The 20,587-nt window shown below is 48.6% G+C and carries 27 protein-coding genes; 22 read left to right on the top strand and 5 right to left on the bottom strand.

The annotated features are described in order from the left end of the window. Positions 1-28 precede the first annotated feature (28 nt). Positions 29-847, top strand: a complete 819-nt coding sequence (locus tag I8U23_RS05685; protein ID WP_049720451.1) for an NYN domain-containing protein — start codon at positions 29-31, stop codon at positions 845-847. Positions 848-917: 70 nt separating this feature from the next. After that, a complete protein-coding gene (locus I8U23_RS05680; RefSeq protein ID WP_037995602.1) occupies positions 918-1,298 on the top strand; it encodes an Asp23/Gls24 family envelope stress response protein in 381 nt (126 codons plus the stop codon). A 44-nt stretch (positions 1,299-1,342) separates the two neighbouring features. On the opposite strand, the gene I8U23_RS05675 is transcribed toward I8U23_RS05680, so the two are convergent. Next, positions 1,343-1,696, bottom strand: a complete 354-nt coding sequence (locus I8U23_RS05675; protein WP_037995599.1) for a YugN family protein — start codon at positions 1,694-1,696, stop codon at positions 1,343-1,345. Between the two features lie 134 nt (positions 1,697-1,830). Between I8U23_RS05675 and I8U23_RS05670 the strand changes: the two genes are divergently transcribed. The 8 genes from I8U23_RS05670 (at position 1,831) to I8U23_RS05635 (ending at position 8,113) form a co-directional block, all read left to right on the top strand. Further along, positions 1,831-3,033: a M20 metallopeptidase family protein gene (locus I8U23_RS05670; RefSeq protein WP_049720450.1), complete on the top strand. Its 1,203-nt coding sequence runs from the start codon at positions 1,831-1,833 to the stop codon at positions 3,031-3,033. A gap of 44 nt (positions 3,034-3,077) precedes the next feature. Continuing rightward, positions 3,078-3,521 carry a CBS domain-containing protein gene (locus I8U23_RS05665; protein ID WP_037995596.1) on the top strand — a complete coding sequence of 148 codons (444 nt, stop codon included), beginning with the start codon at positions 3,078-3,080 and terminating at the stop codon, positions 3,519-3,521. 137 nt (positions 3,522-3,658) lie between these two features. Continuing rightward, complete coding sequence (spoVAC, locus tag I8U23_RS05660) at positions 3,659-4,141, top strand: stage V sporulation protein AC (protein WP_236533659.1); 483 nt, start codon at positions 3,659-3,661, stop codon at positions 4,139-4,141. A gap of 9 nt (positions 4,142-4,150) precedes the next feature. Then, on the top strand, positions 4,151-5,188 hold the full coding sequence (gene spoVAD / locus I8U23_RS05655; RefSeq protein WP_049720449.1) for a stage V sporulation protein AD: 1,038 nt from the start codon (positions 4,151-4,153) through the stop codon (positions 5,186-5,188). Further along, entirely contained in the window at positions 5,188-5,856 is a 669-nt protein-coding gene (locus tag I8U23_RS05650) for an SGNH/GDSL hydrolase family protein (protein ID WP_037995593.1), read from the top strand. Before spoVAD ends, I8U23_RS05650 begins: the two co-directional genes overlap by 1 nt. 67 nt (positions 5,857-5,923) lie before the next feature. Continuing rightward, the gene (locus tag I8U23_RS05645; RefSeq protein WP_037995592.1) at positions 5,924-6,775 is read left to right on the top strand and encodes an SPFH domain-containing protein; all 852 of its coding nucleotides are present in this window, start codon (positions 5,924-5,926) and stop codon (positions 6,773-6,775) included. Continuing rightward, entirely contained in the window at positions 6,772-6,960 is a 189-nt protein-coding gene (locus I8U23_RS05640) for a type II toxin-antitoxin system antitoxin (RefSeq protein ID WP_037995590.1), read from the top strand. The genes I8U23_RS05645 and I8U23_RS05640 overlap by 4 nt, the downstream gene beginning before the upstream one ends. Before the next feature lie 67 nt (positions 6,961-7,027). Then, positions 7,028-8,113 (top strand): S8 family peptidase, encoded by a 1,086-nt coding sequence (locus tag I8U23_RS05635; RefSeq protein WP_049720448.1) that lies wholly within the window; start codon positions 7,028-7,030, stop codon positions 8,111-8,113. A gap of 2 nt (positions 8,114-8,115) precedes the next feature. Here I8U23_RS05635 and mgtE read toward each other — a convergent pair whose 3' ends face one another. After that, a complete protein-coding gene (gene mgtE, locus I8U23_RS05630; protein ID WP_037995589.1) occupies positions 8,116-9,465 on the bottom strand; it encodes a magnesium transporter in 1,350 nt (449 codons plus the stop codon). Between the two features lie 278 nt (positions 9,466-9,743). On the opposite strand from mgtE, the gene I8U23_RS05625 reads away from it, so the two are divergent. Beyond that, a complete protein-coding gene (locus I8U23_RS05625) occupies positions 9,744-9,893 on the top strand; it encodes a hypothetical protein (protein WP_156473329.1) in 150 nt (49 codons plus the stop codon). Positions 9,894-9,998: 105 nt separating this feature from the next. Beyond that, positions 9,999-10,157: a hypothetical protein gene (locus tag I8U23_RS05620; protein WP_198050818.1), complete on the top strand. Its 159-nt coding sequence runs from the start codon at positions 9,999-10,001 to the stop codon at positions 10,155-10,157. A gap of 45 nt (positions 10,158-10,202) precedes the next feature. Here I8U23_RS05620 and I8U23_RS05615 read toward each other — a convergent pair whose 3' ends face one another. Next, on the bottom strand, positions 10,203-10,541 hold the full coding sequence (locus I8U23_RS05615) for a protease complex subunit PrcB family protein (protein ID WP_170151235.1): 339 nt from the start codon (positions 10,539-10,541) through the stop codon (positions 10,203-10,205). A gap of 204 nt (positions 10,542-10,745) precedes the next feature. On the opposite strand from I8U23_RS05615, the gene I8U23_RS05610 reads away from it, so the two are divergent. The 9 genes from I8U23_RS05610 to I8U23_RS05570 all read left to right on the top strand — a co-directional run bounded on the left by I8U23_RS05610 (position 10,746) and on the right by I8U23_RS05570 (position 18,699). After that, a complete protein-coding gene (locus I8U23_RS05610) occupies positions 10,746-12,404 on the top strand; it encodes a DNA repair helicase XPB (RefSeq protein WP_198050817.1) in 1,659 nt (552 codons plus the stop codon). After that, complete coding sequence (locus I8U23_RS05605; RefSeq protein ID WP_198050816.1) at positions 12,404-14,242, top strand: helicase-associated domain-containing protein; 1,839 nt, start codon at positions 12,404-12,406, stop codon at positions 14,240-14,242. Before I8U23_RS05610 ends, I8U23_RS05605 begins: the two co-directional genes overlap by 1 nt. Positions 14,243-14,260: 18 nt before the next feature. Continuing rightward, positions 14,261-14,692 (top strand): YlbF/YmcA family competence regulator, encoded by a 432-nt coding sequence (locus tag I8U23_RS05600; protein ID WP_049720444.1) that lies wholly within the window; start codon positions 14,261-14,263, stop codon positions 14,690-14,692. Positions 14,693-14,882: 190 nt separating this feature from the next. After that, positions 14,883-15,119, top strand: a complete 237-nt coding sequence (locus I8U23_RS05595) for a YlbG family protein (RefSeq protein ID WP_037995578.1) — start codon at positions 14,883-14,885, stop codon at positions 15,117-15,119. Positions 15,120-15,216: 97 nt separating this feature from the next. Next, positions 15,217-16,437: an MFS transporter gene (locus tag I8U23_RS05590; protein ID WP_037995576.1), complete on the top strand. Its 1,221-nt coding sequence runs from the start codon at positions 15,217-15,219 to the stop codon at positions 16,435-16,437. 96 nt (positions 16,438-16,533) lie between these two features. Beyond that, positions 16,534-16,998 (top strand): zinc ribbon domain-containing protein, encoded by a 465-nt coding sequence (locus tag I8U23_RS05585; protein ID WP_037995575.1) that lies wholly within the window; start codon positions 16,534-16,536, stop codon positions 16,996-16,998. A 14-nt stretch (positions 16,999-17,012) separates the two neighbouring features. After that, on the top strand, positions 17,013-17,372 hold the full coding sequence (locus I8U23_RS05580) for a YkvA family protein (protein ID WP_049720443.1): 360 nt from the start codon (positions 17,013-17,015) through the stop codon (positions 17,370-17,372). Positions 17,373-17,617: 245 nt separating this feature from the next. Beyond that, complete coding sequence (minD, locus tag I8U23_RS05575) at positions 17,618-18,418, top strand: septum site-determining protein MinD (RefSeq protein ID WP_049720442.1); 801 nt, start codon at positions 17,618-17,620, stop codon at positions 18,416-18,418. A 29-nt stretch (positions 18,419-18,447) separates the two neighbouring features. Further along, a complete protein-coding gene (locus I8U23_RS05570; protein WP_131470915.1) occupies positions 18,448-18,699 on the top strand; it encodes a hypothetical protein in 252 nt (83 codons plus the stop codon). 39 nt (positions 18,700-18,738) lie between these two features. On the opposite strand, the gene I8U23_RS05565 is transcribed toward I8U23_RS05570, so the two are convergent. After that, positions 18,739-19,572, bottom strand: coding sequence for a hypothetical protein (locus tag I8U23_RS05565; RefSeq protein WP_037995570.1), 834 nt, complete (start codon positions 19,570-19,572; stop codon positions 18,739-18,741). A gap of 297 nt (positions 19,573-19,869) precedes the next feature. Here I8U23_RS05565 and I8U23_RS05560 point away from each other — a divergent pair, with 297 nt between their 5' ends. After that, positions 19,870-20,310: a hypothetical protein gene (locus I8U23_RS05560; RefSeq protein ID WP_037995568.1), complete on the top strand. Its 441-nt coding sequence runs from the start codon at positions 19,870-19,872 to the stop codon at positions 20,308-20,310. Positions 20,311-20,365: 55 nt separating this feature from the next. On the opposite strand, the gene I8U23_RS05555 is transcribed toward I8U23_RS05560, so the two are convergent. Continuing rightward, on the bottom strand, positions 20,366-20,584 hold the full coding sequence (locus tag I8U23_RS05555; protein ID WP_037995567.1) for a hypothetical protein: 219 nt from the start codon (positions 20,582-20,584) through the stop codon (positions 20,366-20,368). Positions 20,585-20,587: the final 3 nt, after the last annotated feature.

Raw genomic sequence — 20,587 nt, 5'->3', positions numbered from 1 at the left:
CTCCATTTTATGAAGGGAGGGACGTTCGATGACTCCCGTGTCCAAGGACATAGCGATATTTATTGATCTGGAAAATGTGTATTACGGACTCAAAAAGTATCATATGGACCCGGATCACCCGGATGAGACTCATAATTTATTTTTGCGTCTGCAAGAACATTACGGACGGGATGCCATCCGCCTCATGGAAGCATATGCGGATTTTGAGCAATTGGATTTGTCCATGATGAGCCTGCAAAAAAAACGGGTTCACATCCATCAGGTGTACGGGAACGGGCGAAACGGCCGGGAACGGAAAAATGCGGCGGACATTCAGTTGTGTTTGGATGCCATGGAAGTGTTATATGAAATTCCCGAAATCAACACGTTTGTAATCGTCAGTGCGGATCAGGACATGATCCCGCTTTTGGACCGCTTGTGGTCGAGAGGAAAGCAGGTTGAACTTTTTTGCCTTTGTGATGAAAGTTTATCCCGAACCGCTCAGTTGCATGAGTTTTGTGACCAAACCCACAATCTCTTTGAATTTTTGAATATTAACGAATTTCAGAATCTGACGCGGCTGGATCGCCTGATTCATAATGCGGTGGTGCAAATTTATGAATGGTATCATGATCCCAACAATATTGGAAAGAGTTATGGAAGCACGTGGATCAAAAATGATTTTATGCGTAAATTCCACTTGGACGAAATGGAAGCGAACCAATTGTTTACGAAGCTTTTAAAAGGGAAATTTATTGTTCCTGTAGAAATTGAGATGGAAGATAAAACATATTATGGTTATAAGGTGAATCTCAACCATTCTCAGGTGCAAACCATGGTGAAAATCGCCGGGTATAAGGTTAGTTGACCGGATTTCCGCCGGACGGTTGTGCTAAACTATAACCGGGGGCCATTCTGACGACAAGGGGGGATGATGCGTGGCTGAAGAAACCAATCAAGGGTCGATCCGGATTGCCGACGACGTGGTTGCCGTGATTGCTGGACTGGCGGCAGGCAAAACCCATGGAATTGCCAGCATGTCAGGCGGGATGGCTGAAGGGTTCGCCAAACGGGTGAGCGGGAAGAACATCACCAAAGGCGTGCAAGTCGAAGTGGGCAATTTGGAAGCGGCCATTGATTTAAGAGTCATCGTGGACTATGGCCAACCCATTCACAAAGTATGCCGGGAACTCCAACAAAATGTGAAAGAAGCCGTGGAAACGATGACGGGCTTACATGTGGTTGAAGTCAATGTCAAAGTGGACGGCGTCCATATAAAGGAAACGGCTGTCCAAGCCGGTAACGGGGAGTTGCGTTGAAAAAGAGGGTGAAGCCAAAGCACCCTCTTCTTTTGTCCAAATCTTTATTTTTTCTCTTCCAGCAAAGCTTTTTCCAAATCATTCAGCAGTTGTTGGACTTCTTCTTTTAATTCTTCCGGGACTTCGGCAGTGTCATCCAGGCCGTGCGGGAAGAAGTGACGGGAAAATACGGGAGTGCCCAGCTCCAGCAATGCTTTCGGGTGTTCCAAACGTTTATCGTTCACGACATCTCCGCTCAGACGCAGGTAGTAACTCACGCCATTGGCTGACAATTTGTAATCGTACGTGACCCGTTCATAATCCCAGGACCAGCGGACAAATCCCAATTTTTTCATTAATTTTTCCATTTCGCCGAATTCTTTTTTGATCCCTTTGGTTTTACTGTCATAAAAAATCATTCATGTGCGCCTCCTTTGTATTGGCACCGTATTCAATCCTTTTTTATCATAGTACGAACGCTTTGACAAAGCAACCGGACAAAGGGGCATAAAGGAGGAGCGAAAAAGGGAAGAGAGGAGTGCCGAGAGGACAGATGAAAGAACGATTGGACCGTCTTTTTCCCCTCATGAAAAAGTGGCGCCGGCATTTTCATCAATATCCTGAACGTTCTTTTCAAGAGCGGGAAACATCCGAAAAGGTGGCTGGCTATCTGAAAAGTTTAAATCTGGAGGTCAAAACGGGAGTCGGCGGGTACGGCGTGACCGGTTTCCTCAAAGGAAAAGGAGAAGGGCCCACGGTCGCATTGCGCGCGGATATGGATGCTTTGCCGATTCAGGATGAGAAAACGTGCGAATACCGCTCGACCGTTCCGGGAGTGATGCATGCTTGCGGGCATGACGGGCACATGGCCATGTTGATGGGAGCAGCCGCTTTGTTGTCAGAGTTGCGTGAAGAGTTGCGCGGAAATGTTTTGTTTCTTTTTCAACCGGCTGAAGAGTTGGTTCCCGGAGGAGCCAAAGCCATGATTGAAGCCGGGGTGTTGGAAGGAGTGGATGTGATTTACGGGGCCCATTTGTGGACGCCTCTTCCCCTCGGCACGGTCGGGTCCCGCCCGGGAGTGTTGATGGCGGCGGCGGATGCGTTCCGGATTGAGATCAAAGGGCGGGGCGGCCATGCCGGATTGCCGCATGAATCCGTTGATGCGGTGCAAATTGCCGCTCACTTGGTGGTTCATTTGCAATCCATTATCAGCAGGGAAGTCAATCCCTTGGAACCGGCAGTGATTTCAGTGGGAATGATCCAGGCGGGGCAAACTTTCAATGTGATTGCGGAACATTGCCGGTTGGAGGGCACCGTGCGCACATTCAATGAAGAAGTCCGCCGGTTGATTGTGCGCCGGATGAAAGAAGTCACTGAGTCCACTTGCCGCATGTATGGGGCCGATTGCGAATTTTACTATGAGTGGGGGTATCCCGCCGTTTCCAACGAGTCCCGGCCCGCACGGGAATTAATGGACGAAGCGCGAAAGATTGACGGAGTTTCCTGCGTGAAGGAAATGGAACCTTTAATGGCTGGTGAAGATTTCAGTTATTACCTGAAGGAACGTCCCGGCGCCTTTTGCTTTATCGGGGCGGGAAATGATCAGGATTTTCGGTATCCGCACCATCATCCGATGTTTGATTTTGATGAAAGGGCCATGAAAATCGGGGCCGAATTATTGACCCGGACGGCCTTGAGGGAAATGGGGCTGGAATTGGAGGAAATAGGGAAAATTCCCGGGCAGTGTCAGGAATGAGTTGTCCCTCCCTGGCAAAGGATATAACCCAAGGGGGGATTCTGATGCATACTTTACGCGAAGTCATGTCGACCAACGTTGAAGCTGTGTCGCCGCAGGACAATGTGTATGAAGTGGCAAACAAAATGCGCGGTTCCAATGTCGGGATGATACCGGTTGTGGAAAACGGAGAGTTAAAAGGCGTGATTACAGACCGGGACCTTGTAACACGGGGAATTGCAGACAAGAAGCCGAATTCCAGTTCCGTCAGCGACATTATGTCCACCAATCTTGTTTATGGTACACCGGATATGACGGTGGATGAAGCCGCTGAATTGATGGCAAGAGCGCAAGTGAGACGTTTGCCTGTGGTGGAAAACAATCGTGTGGTCGGAGTTGTTTCGATCGGGGATCTGGCGGTTCAGCCGGAGTTCCAGGATGAGGCCAGCCAGGCTTTGAACGAAATCTCCGAAACGCACAATCCAAATGCATCCAATGACCTCCAGTGAGTTTGTGCCATGTTGCCGGTGAAACGCCGGCGGCATGGTTTTTTGCATGCTTTTTACATGGGAATCCGGGTGCATAAAGTGGGCGAAAAGGCCGCAATCTAAAAGAAGATACTGGTTGAAAAAGGAGCGAAGAAAACGTGAGCGAAAAGATTTCGTCAGCCAATGTGGATAAAAAATCCCAAAAAGCGTATCAAAAACTGGCAAAAAAACATCAACCGCGGCCCAATGTGCTGAAAAACTGTGTGAAAGCATTTGTGGTCGGAGGAGCCATTTGCATGCTGGGCCAAGGGCTGTCGCAAATGTATGTCAAGTGGTTTGGGTTTCCGCCGGAGAAAGCCGGAAATCCAACAGTGGCCACATTGGTTTTTATTTCCTGTTTGTTGACGGGGTTGGGAGTATATGACCGGATCGGTCAATGGGCAGGAGCGGGAACGGCCGTACCGGTGACCGGCTTTGCCAATTCCATGGCTTCTGCCGCCTTGGAGCACCGTTCCGAAGGGTTTGTGCTGGGAGTCGGCGGAAACATGTTCAAACTGGCCGGTTCGGTGATTGTCTTTGGAACCGTTGCGGCGTTTTTCATCGGCATCATTCACTACTTTTTCTTTCATTGGATCAAATGATCGGGGGAGATGGAATTGAAACAAAGTAAATTAATCGGACAGAGTACATGGAGCTTTTCCGAAGACCTGTGTGTGCTTTCCAGTGCGGCCACGGCAGGCCCCATGGAAGGCGAAGGGCTGTTGAAGGATCGTTATGACAAGGTGTATTCCGATTTATACATGGGAGAAGAGACATGGGAAAAAGCCGAGCGCAAAATGTTGGAAGACGCAGTGCAAATCGCCATTGAAAAAGCAAACCTGACCCCCGGGCAAATCAATTTCTATGTGGCAGGCGATTTGTTAAACCAAAACATTTCTGCTTCCTTTTCCGCCAAAACAAACCAAATTCCCCTGCTGGGAGTGTACGGCGCCTGTTCCACTTCCATGCTTTCGTTGTCATTGGCTGCTGCTTTGGTGGACGGGGGATATGCCGATTATGCCGTGGCCGGTGTCAGCAGCCATAACTGCACGGCCGAAAGGCAATACCGTTATCCGACGGAATACGGAGGCCAAAAACCGGATACGGCTCAATGGACGGTCACCGGCGCCGGAGCTTGTGTTGTCGGGAAAGGAAAGGGAACAATCGGGATTCGCTATGCGACCATTGGCAAGGTGACGGATTTGGGTGTGAAAAATCCGTTTGACATGGGATCAGCCATGGCCCCGGCCGCGGCCAAAACGATTCAAACCCATTTTAAAGACACAGGCCGGACGGCGGATGATTATGATTTGATCGTCACCGGGGATCTGGCCAGTGTGGGATTACCCATAGCCAGGGAACTGTTGGAGAATGACGGTTACAACATGGGAGCCAAATTCAAAGACTGCGGTTTGATGATTTATACCCAGGATCAGCAAACCTTTGCCGGGGGAAGCGGGTGTGCCAGCAGTGCGGTGGTGACTTACGGTCATTTATTGAAGGAGATGGAAGAAGGAGTGTATGACCGGATCCTGGTGGTGGCGACCGGAGCCTTGCTCAGTCCGGTTTCTTATCAGCAAGGCGAAGCGATTCCTTGCATTGCCCATGCCGTTTCATTTGAAAGGCGAAATGAGAAGGGAGGGTCTTGATGCATAATGAACCACCAGCCGCCGTTTCTTATTTGGCCATCGGGGATTCGTTGACGGAAGGAATCGGGGCAAACAGTCCCCAACAACATTTCGTGGCCCAGCTTTTCCGTTATTTAAGGCATTCCGATCACTGCCACTTCCGTAATTGGGGGATTTCGGGAATGACTTCCACCGAGTTGTTGCAGCTGGTGCAACATTCGGCTTTCCAACGACTCCTCCCGCGTTTGACCCACTTGACTGTGACCACGGGGGGATGCGATTTTATCGAGCTGTTTGAAAAAGGAAAGCTGACCGTCGGGGAAATCCTGAAATCTTCCCGCATGGTGCAAAGAAATGTCCGGCAAATCCTTTCATTGATCCGGCGGCAAAATCCTCGGTTGACCGTTTATCTGTTGGGATTTTACATTCCGTTGCCGGCATATGAGATGGGGATCGAGCAGGCGCAGCTCTTTGTCCAGATGTTGAACCGGGCGTATTCGGGTTTGTGCAAGCGGTTCCGAGTGAATATGGTGGATCCGTATCCATCGTTTTTAAACCGCAAAGAGTATTTTGCCGATGAAGTGCATCCCAACCAAACGGGTTATGATGAGTTGGCCCGGTTATTCATCCAGTCGGCCAAGCAAAGTCCTCTTCAGAATCCTGGGGAAATGAGCAAAACCATCTCTTAAAAAGGGGTGGTTTTTTATTTATCATAATGATATCATTTAGATAACAAATCAATTTCGAGGTGAAGGTATGAATCAATCACGGGAAGTTGTTACCTGGAAAGTGAATGGATTTTTGATGCTTTTGGTTCACTTGGTATTACTGGTTGCCGGAGCAGTGTTGGTTTTGGCAGGCCATTTGCTTGGTGTCATTTTGTTGATTCTGTTTTTCGTCACTTTGCCGGGGTACACCCTCATTCAGCCGAACGAAGCGCGTGTCTTGCTGTTTTTTGGGAAATATGTGGGCAGTGTCCGGGAAGACGGGTTTTTCTGGCTCAATCCGTTTGCTGCCAAAAAAAAGATCTCTTTACGCGTCCGGAATTTCCAAAGCGATAAGTTAAAAGTGAATGATGCCGACGGAAATCCGATTTTGATCGGAGCGGTGATTGTCTGGCGGGTCGTCGATTCAGCCAAAGCATTGTTGGATGTGGAAGATTTCGATTCTTTTGTTGCGGTGCAAAGTGAAACGGCCATCCGGGCCATTGCCAGCCGTTATCCGTATGACCGCCAAGACGATGCGGAAATCTCTCTGCGTACGGCCACCGACGATGTGACAGAGAATTTGCGGGAGGAATTGGGGAAACGTTTGGCGATTGCCGGGGTGGAAGTATTGGAAGCGCGGATCAGCCATTTGGCATATGCCCCGGAAATCGCCCAGTCCATGTTGCGCCGCCAGCAAGCGCAGGCAGTCATTGCTGCACGCAAGCAAATTGTTGAAGGGGCCATGAGTATGGTTGAAATGACGCTGTCCCATTTGGAAAAACAGGGTGTGGTTCAACTGGATGAAGAAAGAAAAGCGGCCATGGCCAATAATCTGATGGTGGCGCTGGTTTCGGAGAGTGAATCCCAGCCTGTGATCAATACAGGCACCCTGTACTCATGAGCAAAGAAAAAAAGCGTTTCCTTCTCCGGCTCGACCATGCACTTTATTCGGCTTTGGAAAAATGGGCAGCGGATGAGTTTCGCAGTGTGAATGCACAGATCGAGTTTATTTTAAAACAAGCCGCGAAAAAAGCAGGCCGGTTTCCTCCGGAACCAAAGACCGGGAAGAAGGAAAATAAACTATAACGCTATGAATCTCGTCTATACCAAATCACCCCTCGATTCATAACTAGAATCAAAGGGGTGATTTTTTATGAGTGCCAACTATCACTTGTTGCTACGCTCTCCTGCCCATTTGAAAAAAATCAAAGCCGCGGGAGGAAACATCCTGTTTGTTGGAAAATACACGCCGGCGGTGATTGTGTCATTCAAACATCCCGACCAGGCCCGGAAAATTGCCAATAGTCCGGAATTGATCGGCATTGCCAAAGATCAGTTGTTAACCCTCCCGTATTATAAGGTCAACAAGGTGATCAAAGCATCGGCCGTGCCTTATCCCGAACACAAGATGATGAATCAACAGGTGTTGACGTGGAATATCGCCCGCGTGATCGGAAAACGCCGTTTAAACAGCGGATCGGGCGTCCGGGTCGGTGTCATTGACACGGGGATTGATTTTCATCATCCCGATCTGGCTTCCAATGTGAAAGGAGGAGTCAACATTCTGTCTCCTTCTCTGCCGCCGATGGATGAAAACGGTCACGGAACACACATTGCCGGCATCATCGGTGCATTGAACAATCATTACGGTGTGGTGGGAGTGGCTCCGAAGGTTTCGCTTTATGCCATCAAAGTACTCAATGCATCGGGAAAAGGGACGATTTCCAATTTGATTCGCGGTGTGGAATGGGCGATTGCCAACCGCATGCATATTTTAAACATCAGTATCAGCGGGGGAAAGTTGACCACGCCTCTGTTGGATTATGTTCTTCAAGCGGCGGTCAAACGCGGGATTCTGGTGGTGGCTGCAGCCGGAAACACCGGAACGCCGGCGGGGACGGGCGACACCGTTTCGGTTCCGGCGCGGTTGGCCCCGGTGATTTCGGTGGCGGCATTGAACCGGAATAACGGGCGCGAACCTTACTCCGCGACGGGAAAGGTGGATTTGGCCGCACCGGGATCGCAAATATTGAGTACCTACTCGTTACGCCGGTTTGCGATCTTAAGCGGGACATCCATGGCCGCCGCCCATGTCAGCGGGGTTTTGGCCATTTACCGGGCGGCTTATCCGCGGATGGATGCGAACGAGCTCAAAAAAATGGTTTTTCAGCGAGCCATTGATTTGCCGCCGGCAGGTCCGGATCCCTGGACCGGAAGAGGATTGGTCCGCGCATTGTGAGATCACATGAGGTATTGCAGAAAAAGGGTGGCGAACCCGAAGTAAATCATCAGGGAAAAGACATCGTTTAAGGTGGTGATCAAAGGGCCGGAAGCGGTTGTCGGGTCTATGCCGAATTTCTCCAAAATCAGGGGGACGAAGGTGCCGACCATGGTTCCCAAGATCAGGGTGAAGAAAAGGGAAAGCCCGACGACCAACCCCAGCTGAAAACTTTTCCAAATTCCGATCGCCAAGGTGATAAAAACACTGCATATCAAGCCGATGATCACACCGGCAATCCCTTCCTGACGGATGAATTTCCGGAAGTGATCCGGGGCGGGTTGATCCTTGGACAGGGCCCGGATGGTCAAAGCCAGCGATTGCGTCGCTGCATTTCCGGTCATCCCGGCGACCATCGGCATAAAGAGCGTCAAAACGGGAAGGACTTCAATGGTGCTTTCAAACAAGCCGATTAGATTGGCGGTGAGGATGCCGATTCCGAGTAAGATGATCAGCCAGGGAATCCGCTTGCGGGCGGAATCAAAGGGATCTACAAAGTCCGTCGGTTGGACGGCTGACAGTTGTTCCAAATCTTCCCGGGCTTCTTCGATCAGGACGTCGATAATATCATCCACGGTGACAATGCCCACCAGTTTTTTGTTTTGATCCACCACGGGCAGGGCCAGAAAATCATATCGGCTCAGGATCCGCGCCACTTCTTCCTGATCCATGTCAACTGGAACTGAAATGACCCGTTCATTCATGATCCGGTCGATTTTTTCGTGGGGTTCACGGATCAAAAGGTCCCGCAAGGAAAGAACGCCGATCAGCCGGTGGCGGACATCGGTCACATACAAATAATAAATCGTTTCGGCAGCAGGGGCGATTTCCCGCAAAAAACGCAATGTTTCTTCCACTGTATAGTGGGAGAAGATTTGGACGTATGCATTGGTCATCAATCCTCCGGCCGTGTCTTCCGGATAATGCAGCAATGCCCGAACCTGATCGGCTTCCACTGTTTTCATCTCTTTTAAAAGCAAAGTGGATTGGGACAATTCCAGTTCGCTGAGCAGATCGGCGGCATCGTCGTTGGGCATGTGGTCGAGTACTTGCGCAGCTTTTTTTTGACCCAATGCGGCAAGGACTTCCTTTTGTTCCTGAAGGTCCAATTCTTCCATGAGAAGGGCGATTTCTTCCGGCTGCAACAGGGTGAGCAGGCGCCTTTGATAAATATTGCTCAATTGGAAAAACAGGCGGGCCAGATCATACGAATGCAATTTTTGGATCATGGCCCGAAAACCCGTTTGATCCAGGTTTTGCAAGTAAGTCAACAGTTGCTTTAAATCTTTTTGTCCGATTGGTTGATGATCCATGATGGATTTCCCCTTGTCATAAGCCAAGCTTGTGTTTACATAAATTGAAACTGACGTGACAAAAAAGGAGGAAGTTCAATATGTACCCTATGTTTTACCCTCCGTTCAGACATGGTTATGGCAGTCCCTATTACCCGTTCCCGGTTTATCCCCCGGGCACCGGTTGCGGCTGCGGAGGAGGCCGTTACGGCGGATATATGCCGGGTTACTCATACCCCTCCAACCCTCCGTATGGAGGAGCTTATGGTCCGCCTCCTCAATCCGGGATGTCATATCCTATGTTTCCACCAGATGACCAAGGATATCAGTGGCAATGGCAAAGGCCGCGCCGGAACAACCCCCGGGCCTGGGAATCGCCCGAATCCCCGGAATCCCCTTGGTTCCGGGCTTATCAGAATCAGGAAAAAAACGAGAAGGAAGAAAAGTGACCCGACCGGGTTTTCCCTTTGTTTTATGCAAAGGGAATTTTTTTTGGAAAAAACAAGATCATTGAAAACCAAACGATACGGACACACTACGGACAGAAGGAGGGAATGGAAATCATGAGAATGCCGGATGTGATTCGCGAACCGGAAATTGCTCAGCCCCGACAACCGGAAATCATGACGCCCCGGGATCCGGAACCCGAAAGAAGAGAAGAACCGTACGCTCCCGACCGGAGTCCGGAACGGGTCAAAGAACCGAAACAATAAGAAAAAACGGAGCTTGTCAAAATGATTTGACAGGCTCCGTTTGATTTAAAGCCAATGAACTTCGGCGTGTTCCACATGATTTTTGGGTTCTGTGACAATAATAACGGCAGGATAAGTGATCACCTGCGCTTGGAAAGAATCCTTGGACGGTTCGTGTTTTTGCGCATGAACCACCAGTTTGTTGCCCTTTTGCTCCACTTTTTTCACGTCAATTTTATAGCCCGCCGTCGGCTTTTCTCCCAAACCTAAAATGACATATTTTTTGGAGTCGGCTGAAAGCAGACGGATGGATTCCCCGGGGGATTGCAGCGATTCTTGAGCTTGGTTTTGAAGTTGAGACGGCACCTGTTCCAAAGAGACGACTTGAAAAGGGATTTCTTCCATGACCGTTCCTCCCGTGTCAGATTCTTGACCGAAGGTTGAGCAACCGGCCAGCAAACAAAAAATAAAAACGGAGACAATGGATTTGAAAGTGTGCATTGGTTTTTCACCCCACAATTGCTTTTATGGGATAGACGTTTTTTTATGACCGGGAGTTTCAACATTCTTTCAACCGGTCACCAATTCGGGGACAGGAGGTGAAAAGGGTTGGCTTTCAAACCATTGATCGTCAGGGACAATGGGATCATTCTCGCAGAAAAACGGGCTCCGGGAATTCAGGATGTGATTCAAAAACTGGATCAGTTTGCCCGGTGTGTCAAAGAAACGGATGTTTTGTACACGTACCGTTGGGATGAATGCTCCCTGTGGCAAGCCGCCGCCGACGGATCCGATCCGGACAGCCTCGTGATGTGGCTTCGACAACATGCCAAATTTCCGCTTTCTTCCGGACTGGTGCAAAAAATAAAAACGGAAATGAAACGTTTTGGTTTGATCCGGTTTGAGAAAGACAGCAAAGAGACGTTTCTTTTGATGTGCCCGGAAGAAAAGATCATTCGACGCATCAAACAATTGTCGGAGATTATGAAATGTATTCTTCAAAAGAACAAAAATACCCTTGTGATTCCGATGGAATATCGGGGATTGCTGAAAAAGAAATGTGTTGATTGGGGTTATCCGCCTTTGGATGCCATCGGCTCTTCCGAAGGAGCACAGCTTTCCCTGCGCTTGAAAACCCACCCTTCTTTTCCCGGATTGCGTCAATACCAACAACAAGCGGTGGATGCTTTTTGCCATCCGGAGCAAAGCTGGCGGACAAGCGGGGTGATCCTGTTGCCGTGCGGCTCGGGAAAAACCGTGGTGGGCCTTGGCATTATGGAAAAGATTCAAAAAGAGACGCTGATTCTGACCCCGAATGTCACCTCCTGCCGACAATGGATCCGCGAATTGAAAGAGAAAACCGACTTGCCGGAAGAATGGATCGGAGAGTATACATCTTTAACGAAAAACATCGCCCCGGTCACGGTCACCACGTACCAAATGTTGACCAAAAGAGACGGAAAAACGGGTGCATTTTTGCATATGCACCTTTTTTCGAAAAGAGATTGGGGACTGATCATTTATGATGAAGTGCATTTGTTGCCGGCACCGGTTTTTCGGGTCACCGCCGGCTTGCAAGCCAAAAGGAGGCTCGGGTTGACAGCGGCATTGATCCGGGAAGACGGTCGGGAAAAGGATGTATTTTCGCTCATCGGGCCGGTGATTTATGCTTCCCGGTGGAAAGAGATGGAGGAAGGGGGATGGATCTCGGAAGCGGTTTGCCATGAGGTGCGTGTTCCGCTTTCCGACTCACTGAAAGAGGTTTACCAAACCGCCGAAAAACGCCACCGGTACCGCCTGGCCGCGGAAAATCCGCTGAAACAGGAGGTCTTGCAAGAGATCTTAAAAAAACATCAGGGCGAGCAAATTTTGGTGATCGGCCAGTATGTGGATCAACTGAAAGCTTTGGCGGAGCGTTTTGACGCCCCGCTCATCACCGGTTCCACCCCGCAACCGGAACGGGAAGAGTGGTACAGGAAGTTTCGGAAAAAGGAAATCTCTGTTTTATTTGTTTCCAAGGTGGCGAATATGGCGATCGACCTGCCGGATGCGAAAGTGGCCGTTCAAGTGTCCGGAACGTTTGGTTCCCGCCAGGAAGAGGCCCAACGTTTGGGGCGGATTTTACGGCCGAAAGCAAACGGACAAAAAGCTTATTTTTATCAGCTGGTCACCCAGGACACCTTGGATCAGGAATATGCATGGCAACGCCAAACCTTTTTGCGGGAAAAAGGGTATCACTATTTCGTCGTAAAGTGGGGGGGAACATAATGATGCGGGTGAGAGAGCTCCGGTATTGTTTGACTTCCTTATCCGACGCGGAACGAAAACAGATTGCAAACGCGCTGGATCTTCAAGAAGAGTCATTGGCTGCGATGGAACAGAAACTGACCGATCCCGCTTATTATCAGGATTGCCTGCAAAAGATGGACCGAAAAACGTACCGGTGGTTTTGGTCGGTCTTTTTGAAGAAGGGAAAAATAAAAAAACAAGCCCTGCATCAGGAAAAAAACCTGCCACTTTCCAAAGTGGAATATCAGCATCTGCTGGATGCGGCTTGCGGGCGGGGATGGATTTATTGCCTGCGGAACCGGCATATGGAGCGGATGTATTATGTGCCTTGGGAGATCCGGGTGGCCTGGGCCCGGTCCATTTCTGTCGCTCAGTCTCTTCGCCCATTGGATGAAGAACGCGTCATTCCTGTCCAATCCAATCCTTTGAAAGCAAGCCAGGCCTTTTTTCACTTTTTGACATCGTTAAGCCATGAACCTTGGCTGTTGAATCGGACCGGCCATCTCTCCAAAAAAGATCTGAAAAAAATGGATGTCGAGTTGGATTTGGACGACGTTCATGCATCCTGGCCCGGCTGGTCCGGTTTTCTGCTGGAAACCGCCCGTTTGCTCGGATTGGTCACAGAGACCAAAAAACATGTTGCCGTTCATCAAACAAGGTGGAAAAGCTGGCTTTCCACCCCTTGGCCAAAAAGTGTCGGCCAATTGTATGATGCCGTTCGCCATGTCCTTTTGAAAGATCACCCGGAGCTGGACGGATTCTGCTTGATTTTGGAACAATTGCCGGCCGGAACGTGGTGGGGATTGGAACAATTCTGGCGCCGTCTTAAAACGGAGGTGCCGCTGAAGATGCCGTTTCAATTCATCAAACGGTTGCAAGAGGGGTTTATCACCCCGATGGCTTGCATGGGCTGGTTGGAGTCGGGCAGGACGGAAAAAGGAGAAACTTGTTTCCGATGGATGTCTTATCCCCCCAGGGAGTGGGTGGATCCAGGCGAAATGCCGGTCTATGTCGATCCAGCACCGGAAGTTTATGTCCCGTTTCATTTTCCGTGGGAAAAGCGTCATGAACTTTCCTTGTGGGCGGATTTTATGGGCGGGGATCACATGCTTGTGTACGAGATCAACGAAAGGTCATTGGGCAGAGGGCTCCAATACGGACGGACGGTGGACAAGATTCTGGAAAAACTGGAAGCATGGGCGGGGGAAGTTCCGTCTTCTGTTACGGAAAGGCTCCTTGATCTCAAAAAAAGAATCGGTGCCGTCACCCTGTCAACATGGACGTGCCTGAAAATCGAAAACGATGACGTGGCAAAAGATTGGCCGGAGCGGTTGGAAGAGGCCGGCTGGGAAGTCAAAAAACTGAACGGGTCCGAGTATTTTATCAAAGAAACACCAGGGAAAGTCAGGGCCTGGCTGAAACAGCAGAACCGGGAAGCCATCATGGAAAAAAAGGAATGGTCTGGTAAAGCCGAAAACCTGGAAACCGATTTTGAGGGCATCCGGGATTGCCGGGTCGAAGTTCCGAAACCGGAGCCTGTTCCTTTGCCCAAGGCTTGGTTTTCCGGGCTCAGACCATATGGAATCAACATGGCCAGGGAAATGGTCCGGCAAAGCATTTCTCACGGATTGCCGCTTTTCATGGAGCATCAGGGGCGAAAAATGGAAGTGTACCCGGAACATTTGCGTTATGAAAATGGCAAATGGATGATGGAGGCGCTGGTTGGAACCGAGCGAAAAAACATTCATTTGGGTGAAGTGGAAGCTTTCCAGATGTTGCCCTCTCCTTCTGTATCGCGGGAAAATCCATTACAATAAAAAGGAGGAGGGGTGTTCATGGAAACACTGGACATGGCGACCATACTGCTTGAAGCATATCAATTGGCGGATAAAATCAACGAATCGCCGGAAGTCGAAGAGTACCTGCGGACCAAACGACGGCTGAGTGAAGATCAGGAAGCGCAAAAATTGATCCGGGAATTCCACAAAGTGAAGGATCAGTTTGAAGAAGCCCAGCGGTTTGGCATCTTTCATCCCAATTATCACGAGGCCAAGGAAAAGGCGGTGAAGTGGCAGGAGAAATTACGGAAACACCCGGCCATCCATTCGTATTTGTTGGCCGAGGAACAACTGGACCGGCTGTTGCATGAAGTCTCCAGGACCATCGCACATGCCGTGTCCGAATCCGTGAAGGTGCCGGGCAATGATCCGGTTTTCCCAATCGGGGCCAAAGGTTGCGGCGGATGTGCAAGCCACTCTTCCTCTTGATTTTATCCCTTGTTGAAATAGAACGAGCCGGCAGAGAAAGCGCCTTTGGGTTTTTCTCTGCCTTGTTTATATTTGGTGTATTTCGCGCATTGAATAATTGTTAACAGAGTGTTAACATGATATTAGGCTGTTTTTTTATCCAAACAATGGCGCCCTCCGGACACGTTCCGAAGAAAAGGAGTTACCAAGCATGAATATTGCGGAAAGATTAGGTTTGGCTGTTTGGGTCAATGATCTGAAGTCAGCCCGTTCGTTGGGTCGCATGGGAAACATTCATTACATTTCCAAACGATTAAAGTACGTTTACCTTTACATTGATGAAAAATCTGCGGATCAGGTCATCCACCGCATTGAGCAATTACCGTTTGTAAAACGCGTTGAAAGATCGCAAAGAAGGAACATTTGCCTTGACTTTCATAAATCATGATGTCCATACTTTCATTTCTGTCACATCCAGTGACAGTTTTTTTGTTGTCTGTTATTTCGTATTTCGAAATTTACCATGTCGGAAGGAGTAAGAGAAGATGCCGGTCTGGAAGCGAAACATGTATATTTTGATGGTGTCGCAGTTTTTGGTTTTAGGATCGATGACCATGATCATGCCATTTCTTCCGCTTTATTTGAAAGAACTGGGCATGACGGATCCCAAGCAAGTCCAATTATGGGCTGGCTTGATTTTTGGGATCAACTTTTTGTCCCAGATTATTGTCCAGCCGATCTGGGGGAATCTGGCTGACCGGTACGGCAGAAAAATGATGATCTTGCGTTCCGGGTTTGGCATGTCGGTTGCCATCTTTCTCATGAGTCTGGCCACATCCCATTGGCAGCTTTTTTTCCTTCGCCTCTTAAACGGGATGGTTTCCGGGTTTATTCCGGCCTCGATTTCATTGATGGCGACCAACTCCCCGAAAGAAAAAAGCGGTTATGTGTTGGGGATGTTGCAAGCCGGGGCAACCGCAGGATCCATCATCGGTCCCTTTATGGGCGGGGTTTTGGCCGAGTTGGTCGGATACCGGAATAACTTCATTCTCACGTCTGCCATGTTGCTGACTGCGTCGTTGGTGGTTTTGTTTGCGGTCAAGGAAGAGAAAAAACCGGATCCTTCCGTCCAGCCGAAACAATCGGTTTTGAAGGACGGTCTTTTTGTGCTGAATCAGCGCACGTTGCTGCTTCTTTTCGGAGTCGGTTTGTTGTTGCAATTTGCCAATGTCGGCCCGACACCGCTGATGTCTTTGTTTGTGGATGAATTGGGAGCGCACGGGCACGTCGCCTTTTTTGCCGGACTGGTGACGGCGATGACAGGCGTTTCCAACATGCTGTCTTCCCCGATATTGGGCAGAACCGCCGACCGTTACGGGTCAGACCGTGTTCTTTTTATGGCTTTGATTGCTTCCGGACTGCTGTTTATCCCGCATATGGCGGTCACCAACATTTGGCAGCTGTTGATTCTCCGTTTCTTGTTGGGGCTTTGCGTCGGAGGATTGTTGCCTTCGCTGAACACATTGATCCGCCGTTTTTCGCCCCCGGGAAAAGAAAGCACCGCATACGGTTTTTACACCAGTGCCAACAGCATCGGCAATTTGCTCGGTCCCATCTGCTACGGCGCCATGTCAGGATGGTTTGGTATCCGTGGCGTTTTTCCGGTGACCGGCCTCATTTTGATCCTGAATGCTTTTTGGTTTAATGCGGTGATGCGCAAGAAAGTCCGGGATCCCCATTCCCGCAAGGCGGCCAAATCGGCCTGACAAAAAAACGAATTTGGAGGTTTTGGCTTGTTTCTTTCCGCCTCTCTTCCATACAATAGATAAAGCAATGATGATTTTTTGTGAGGAGAGATTCTGTTGAACTTTTTTCAGGATTTGAAGGAAAAACTGGAGAAAAGTGTGGAGACGGCCGGCCAAAAATCTCAAAAAATGTTGGAGATGAGTCGCTTAACACTTCGGATAAAAGGGAAAAAAGAAGATATCGAACACGAGGTCAGCAAACTGGGATGGCAAGTCTATCGCCACTGGGAGGAACATGGGAATCTCGAATTGACGGACAGCATTGTCCTTTCTTTGGAATCGATCCGGGATCAGCAAAAACGGCTCGAAGCGTTGACCAAAGAGCTGGAAGAGTTAAAGAAAAAGGAGATTGTTTCCCGCAAGGAAGCCGAACGGGTTCCTTTGGATTTGGCATCGGACGAGGCGGAGGGGGGGAAACCGGAAGCATTGGTGTCTTCCGTAATTTACATCTGCCCTTTTTGTGCCCGCCAAATCGCTCCCGATGACCAAAGCTGCCCCCATTGCCAAAAACGCTTCTATTGAGGAGAGGAGCATCCATGAAGCAAAAAAATAAAATCATCGCCATGCTTCAGGTGTTAAAAAAAGAAGCAATGACAAAAGAGGGAGAAAAAAAGATCATTGACCAGTTCAACCGCAAAGTGGAAAGTGTCGGCGGAATTCAGGCATTGATTCACAAGTTGAAGGTCATGTACCATTATTTCCGCGATCCCGGCGTCAGCATGAAGAAAAAAGGGTTGGTGGGAGCGGCCCTTCTTTATTTCATCCTGCCGACCGATGTGATCTTTGACTGGTTGCCGATGGTGGGATATATCGATGACATGGCGGCCGTCTTGTTTGTTTGGCGTTTTTTATCAAAGGAACTCGAACGGTTTGAACAGGGAAAAGAACTGAATTAGCCAACTGATTCCAAAAGTAGGAAATCGGCAGAGACATTTTTTGCCAAGAAGCTGATTTCTTACTTTTTTTATTCTTACAGTTTTGCTACAATAAATGGAGAATATTGTAGATCCGGTGGCATTGACAGACTTTCTTCGACAAAAAAAGGATCGGATTGGTTCGATAATTTTAATGGATAGAAAAGGATAAGTGGAGAGAAAAGTTGAAGCGGAGTACATATGAGGGCGAGAAAGGGGAATCGATGATGAACCACAGGTCTGTGGCGATTACAGTGACAAGCGGCAAAGGAGGCGTCGGCAAGTCGACGACCGTTGCTTCACTGGGATTGGGTTTGGCTCAGTTGGGTTATAAAGTTTGCCTGGTGGATACCGATATCGGATTGCGCAAGCTGGACTTGATGCTGGGTTTGGAAAACCGGATCGTCTATGATCTGGTCGATGTGATCGAAGGGGTAAGCAAATTGCGCCAGTCCCTGGTTCGCCATAAAGAGTACAATCAGCTCGCGTTGTTGCCCGCGGCGCAAACCAGGTACAAGGAAGAGGTTTCACCTGAACAGGTTCAAGCGATTGTGAATGAGTTGCGGAACGAATTTGACTATATTTTGATCGACTCACCGGCAGGGATCGAAGGAGGATTCCGTAACGCGATCGCTTCCGCGGACCGGGCCATTCTTGTTGTCAATCCGGAGATTCCATCTGTCAGGGATTCGGACCGGGTCATTGGTTTGTTGGAGTCGGCGAACATCCGGCAAATCGACTTGATCGTGAACCGGGTGCAACCCGGAATGGTCAGAGACGGGGACATGTTGAGCGTGGAACGGGTACAAAGCCATCTCGCCATCAATCTTTTGGGCATTGTTCCGGAGGACAAACGCATCATCCGTTCTTCCAACACCGGGGAGCCGGTTATTTTGGATCACAAATCGTTGGCCGGGAAAGCGTTTGCCAACATTGCCCGCCGGTTGATCGGAGAAGAAGTGCCGTTTTTGGAATTGGAGTCTTCCACGATTATCACCAGGATCAAGAGGTTGTTTCATATCGCTTAATGAAATTTGAGGTGACAAGGATGGCTTTTTTGAACATGTTTAATCGGGATAAGGATGAACCAACGGCCATGACGGCAGATGATCGGTTGTCATTGGTGCTCAGCTATCAACGATCGGACATCAACGAACAAAAGCTCAAAGAGTTTCGCGCACGGCTGATCGAGTTATGCGATGATTTTGGTTACGATGTGGTCGGACAAGTGGTGGTGGTTCCGCAATCCAAAGAACGAACGACCATCATCAATGCAAGCATTCCGGTGAAATTGAAAGGCCAGGTATAAGTAAAAGCACGGACCGGTGCGGGTTCGTGCTTTTTCTTTTTACAAGAACTTGTGATTGATCAGGTGTTTTTCCAAAAACTCGATAATATGGCTGGGAAAAGCCTTGTCTTCCGTCAAGGTGAACATGGCCACCGAAACCCGGGTGGTCCCGTATGTACGCATGAGAGAGAGTAATTTGGATTTCGCTTCATTGTTGGGGCGCCCGTATTTTTTCTCAAAAGCTTTTAAAACCAGCTCTTCTTCTGGTGTCAGAGATGATGCATGATCCGTCCTGTCATCGGAAGGAGTGATTAAAGATTGTTGATATGTATGCATTTGATGAAAAGCAGATGTCAATTGTTGATTGGTTCCGGAAAGATCCTTGGATGGGACGGGAAAGGACTGGTTCACCTGTTGCAGTGACGGATGAAACGGCCAATCATGCAATTGCCGGCGGCGCCGGGGTCTTTGCACGGGAAGGTGTTTGAATTTTTCGGGATGTTTTCGCCTTAAGGTATAAATCCGTTGGTAGATGGCTCCCTGGGTACGGGAAAGTTTCTTTTCCAGTTCGCTGATCGCGGCAGAGAGGGACTTTCCTTCTTCCAAATATTCATTGACGGTTTCAATGACCAATTCTTCTTCTTCTTTTTCCCAGCTGTTCAGGCGGTTCCCGCCGTCCGGCGAATTTTCTAAAGAGTGAAAACGATCTGGATATTCCGACCTCAGCTTTCTTACGTGGGACATCACTCCGGAATATCCGCGTTTTAATTGTTCAGACAGTTCTTTTAGAATTTCCCGTTCTTTTTTACCTTCTTTTAAACCTTTATTCATTGTTTTTATAATCAACTCGTTTTCTTCTTCGGTATATTTCCCTTTTTTTGTTTCAAAAAACATTCGGTGCAAACTCCTTCCGAAGATAATTTTCCTTAAAATCTTTACTTATAAATATAACAGAAAAGCCGTAATCTTTTCCACTGCCCATTTTATAAGCAAGGGTAATTATTAATGTTTAACAAGGAACCGGGCTTGTTTTTTCGTTCACAGACCAGAAAATTTAAGGAAATCCATCTGAAATTATATAATAAAATCATTTTCTTGGCGACGGAGGTATGAAAACTGGGAATTTTGCCCATAACCCTTATTAAGAGAGAAAAAGAATAGGTTGATATGAACGATGAAAGGGGTGGAGTAATGACACTGTTGTCGATTCAAGAAATCAGTTCTCTTTTATTTTCACGTCATAGAATCAAAACCCAACGAGATTTAAGCGACCAGGAACTCCCCCATCGCCATTGGAATGAAACCGAACGTGCCGCATTGGTGATTTTTTGGGGGTTATTGATTTACCCGAAGCTGGATCCGGATTTAAGAGAAGAAAATGAGTCAGACGCGGTACATATCAAACGGTTTATCAATATATTTGAAAACTATTTGGGAAGTGCCGGACGGTGCCGTGAAGTGTTGGAAAAACTGAAGGAACATGATTATATCCGCTTTCGCGATGAAGAATGGGTGGTTCCCGGAACCGGATTGTTTTCCGCTGTCGATGCGGCCAAAATGTACCGGTATTTTCGTTCATCGGTTTTGTCCCGCAAGATCTTCCAACTTCTTTATCCGGATCAACATGTTTGAACAGACAATTCCAAAAAATGACCCCAGTAATTACTTTTCAAAGTAATAGCTGGGGTCATTCTTGTTTTAAAGATTCAAGAAACAAACGCAAGGTTTTTCGCTGATCGGGTGATAATTCCAAAGCAACACGAATAAGATGTTGAATGTCGTCGGGCAGATGGTGGATAAACGGTTGTTCTTGCCCGAGTTGATTAATGAGTTGCTCGATTAAATTGCGCGATTCGTTAATGTGCTTGTAGGTTTCGATCAACAGCTTCTCTGTTGGCTGGCTCATTGC

Source organism: Thermoactinomyces sp. CICC 10735 (assembly GCF_016055175.1).
GTDB classification, from domain to species: Bacteria; Bacillota; Bacilli; order Thermoactinomycetales; family Thermoactinomycetaceae; genus Thermoactinomyces; species Thermoactinomyces vulgaris.
The sequence above is the reverse complement of the archived record's forward strand: the minus strand, read 5'-3'. Positions and strand labels throughout refer to the sequence as shown.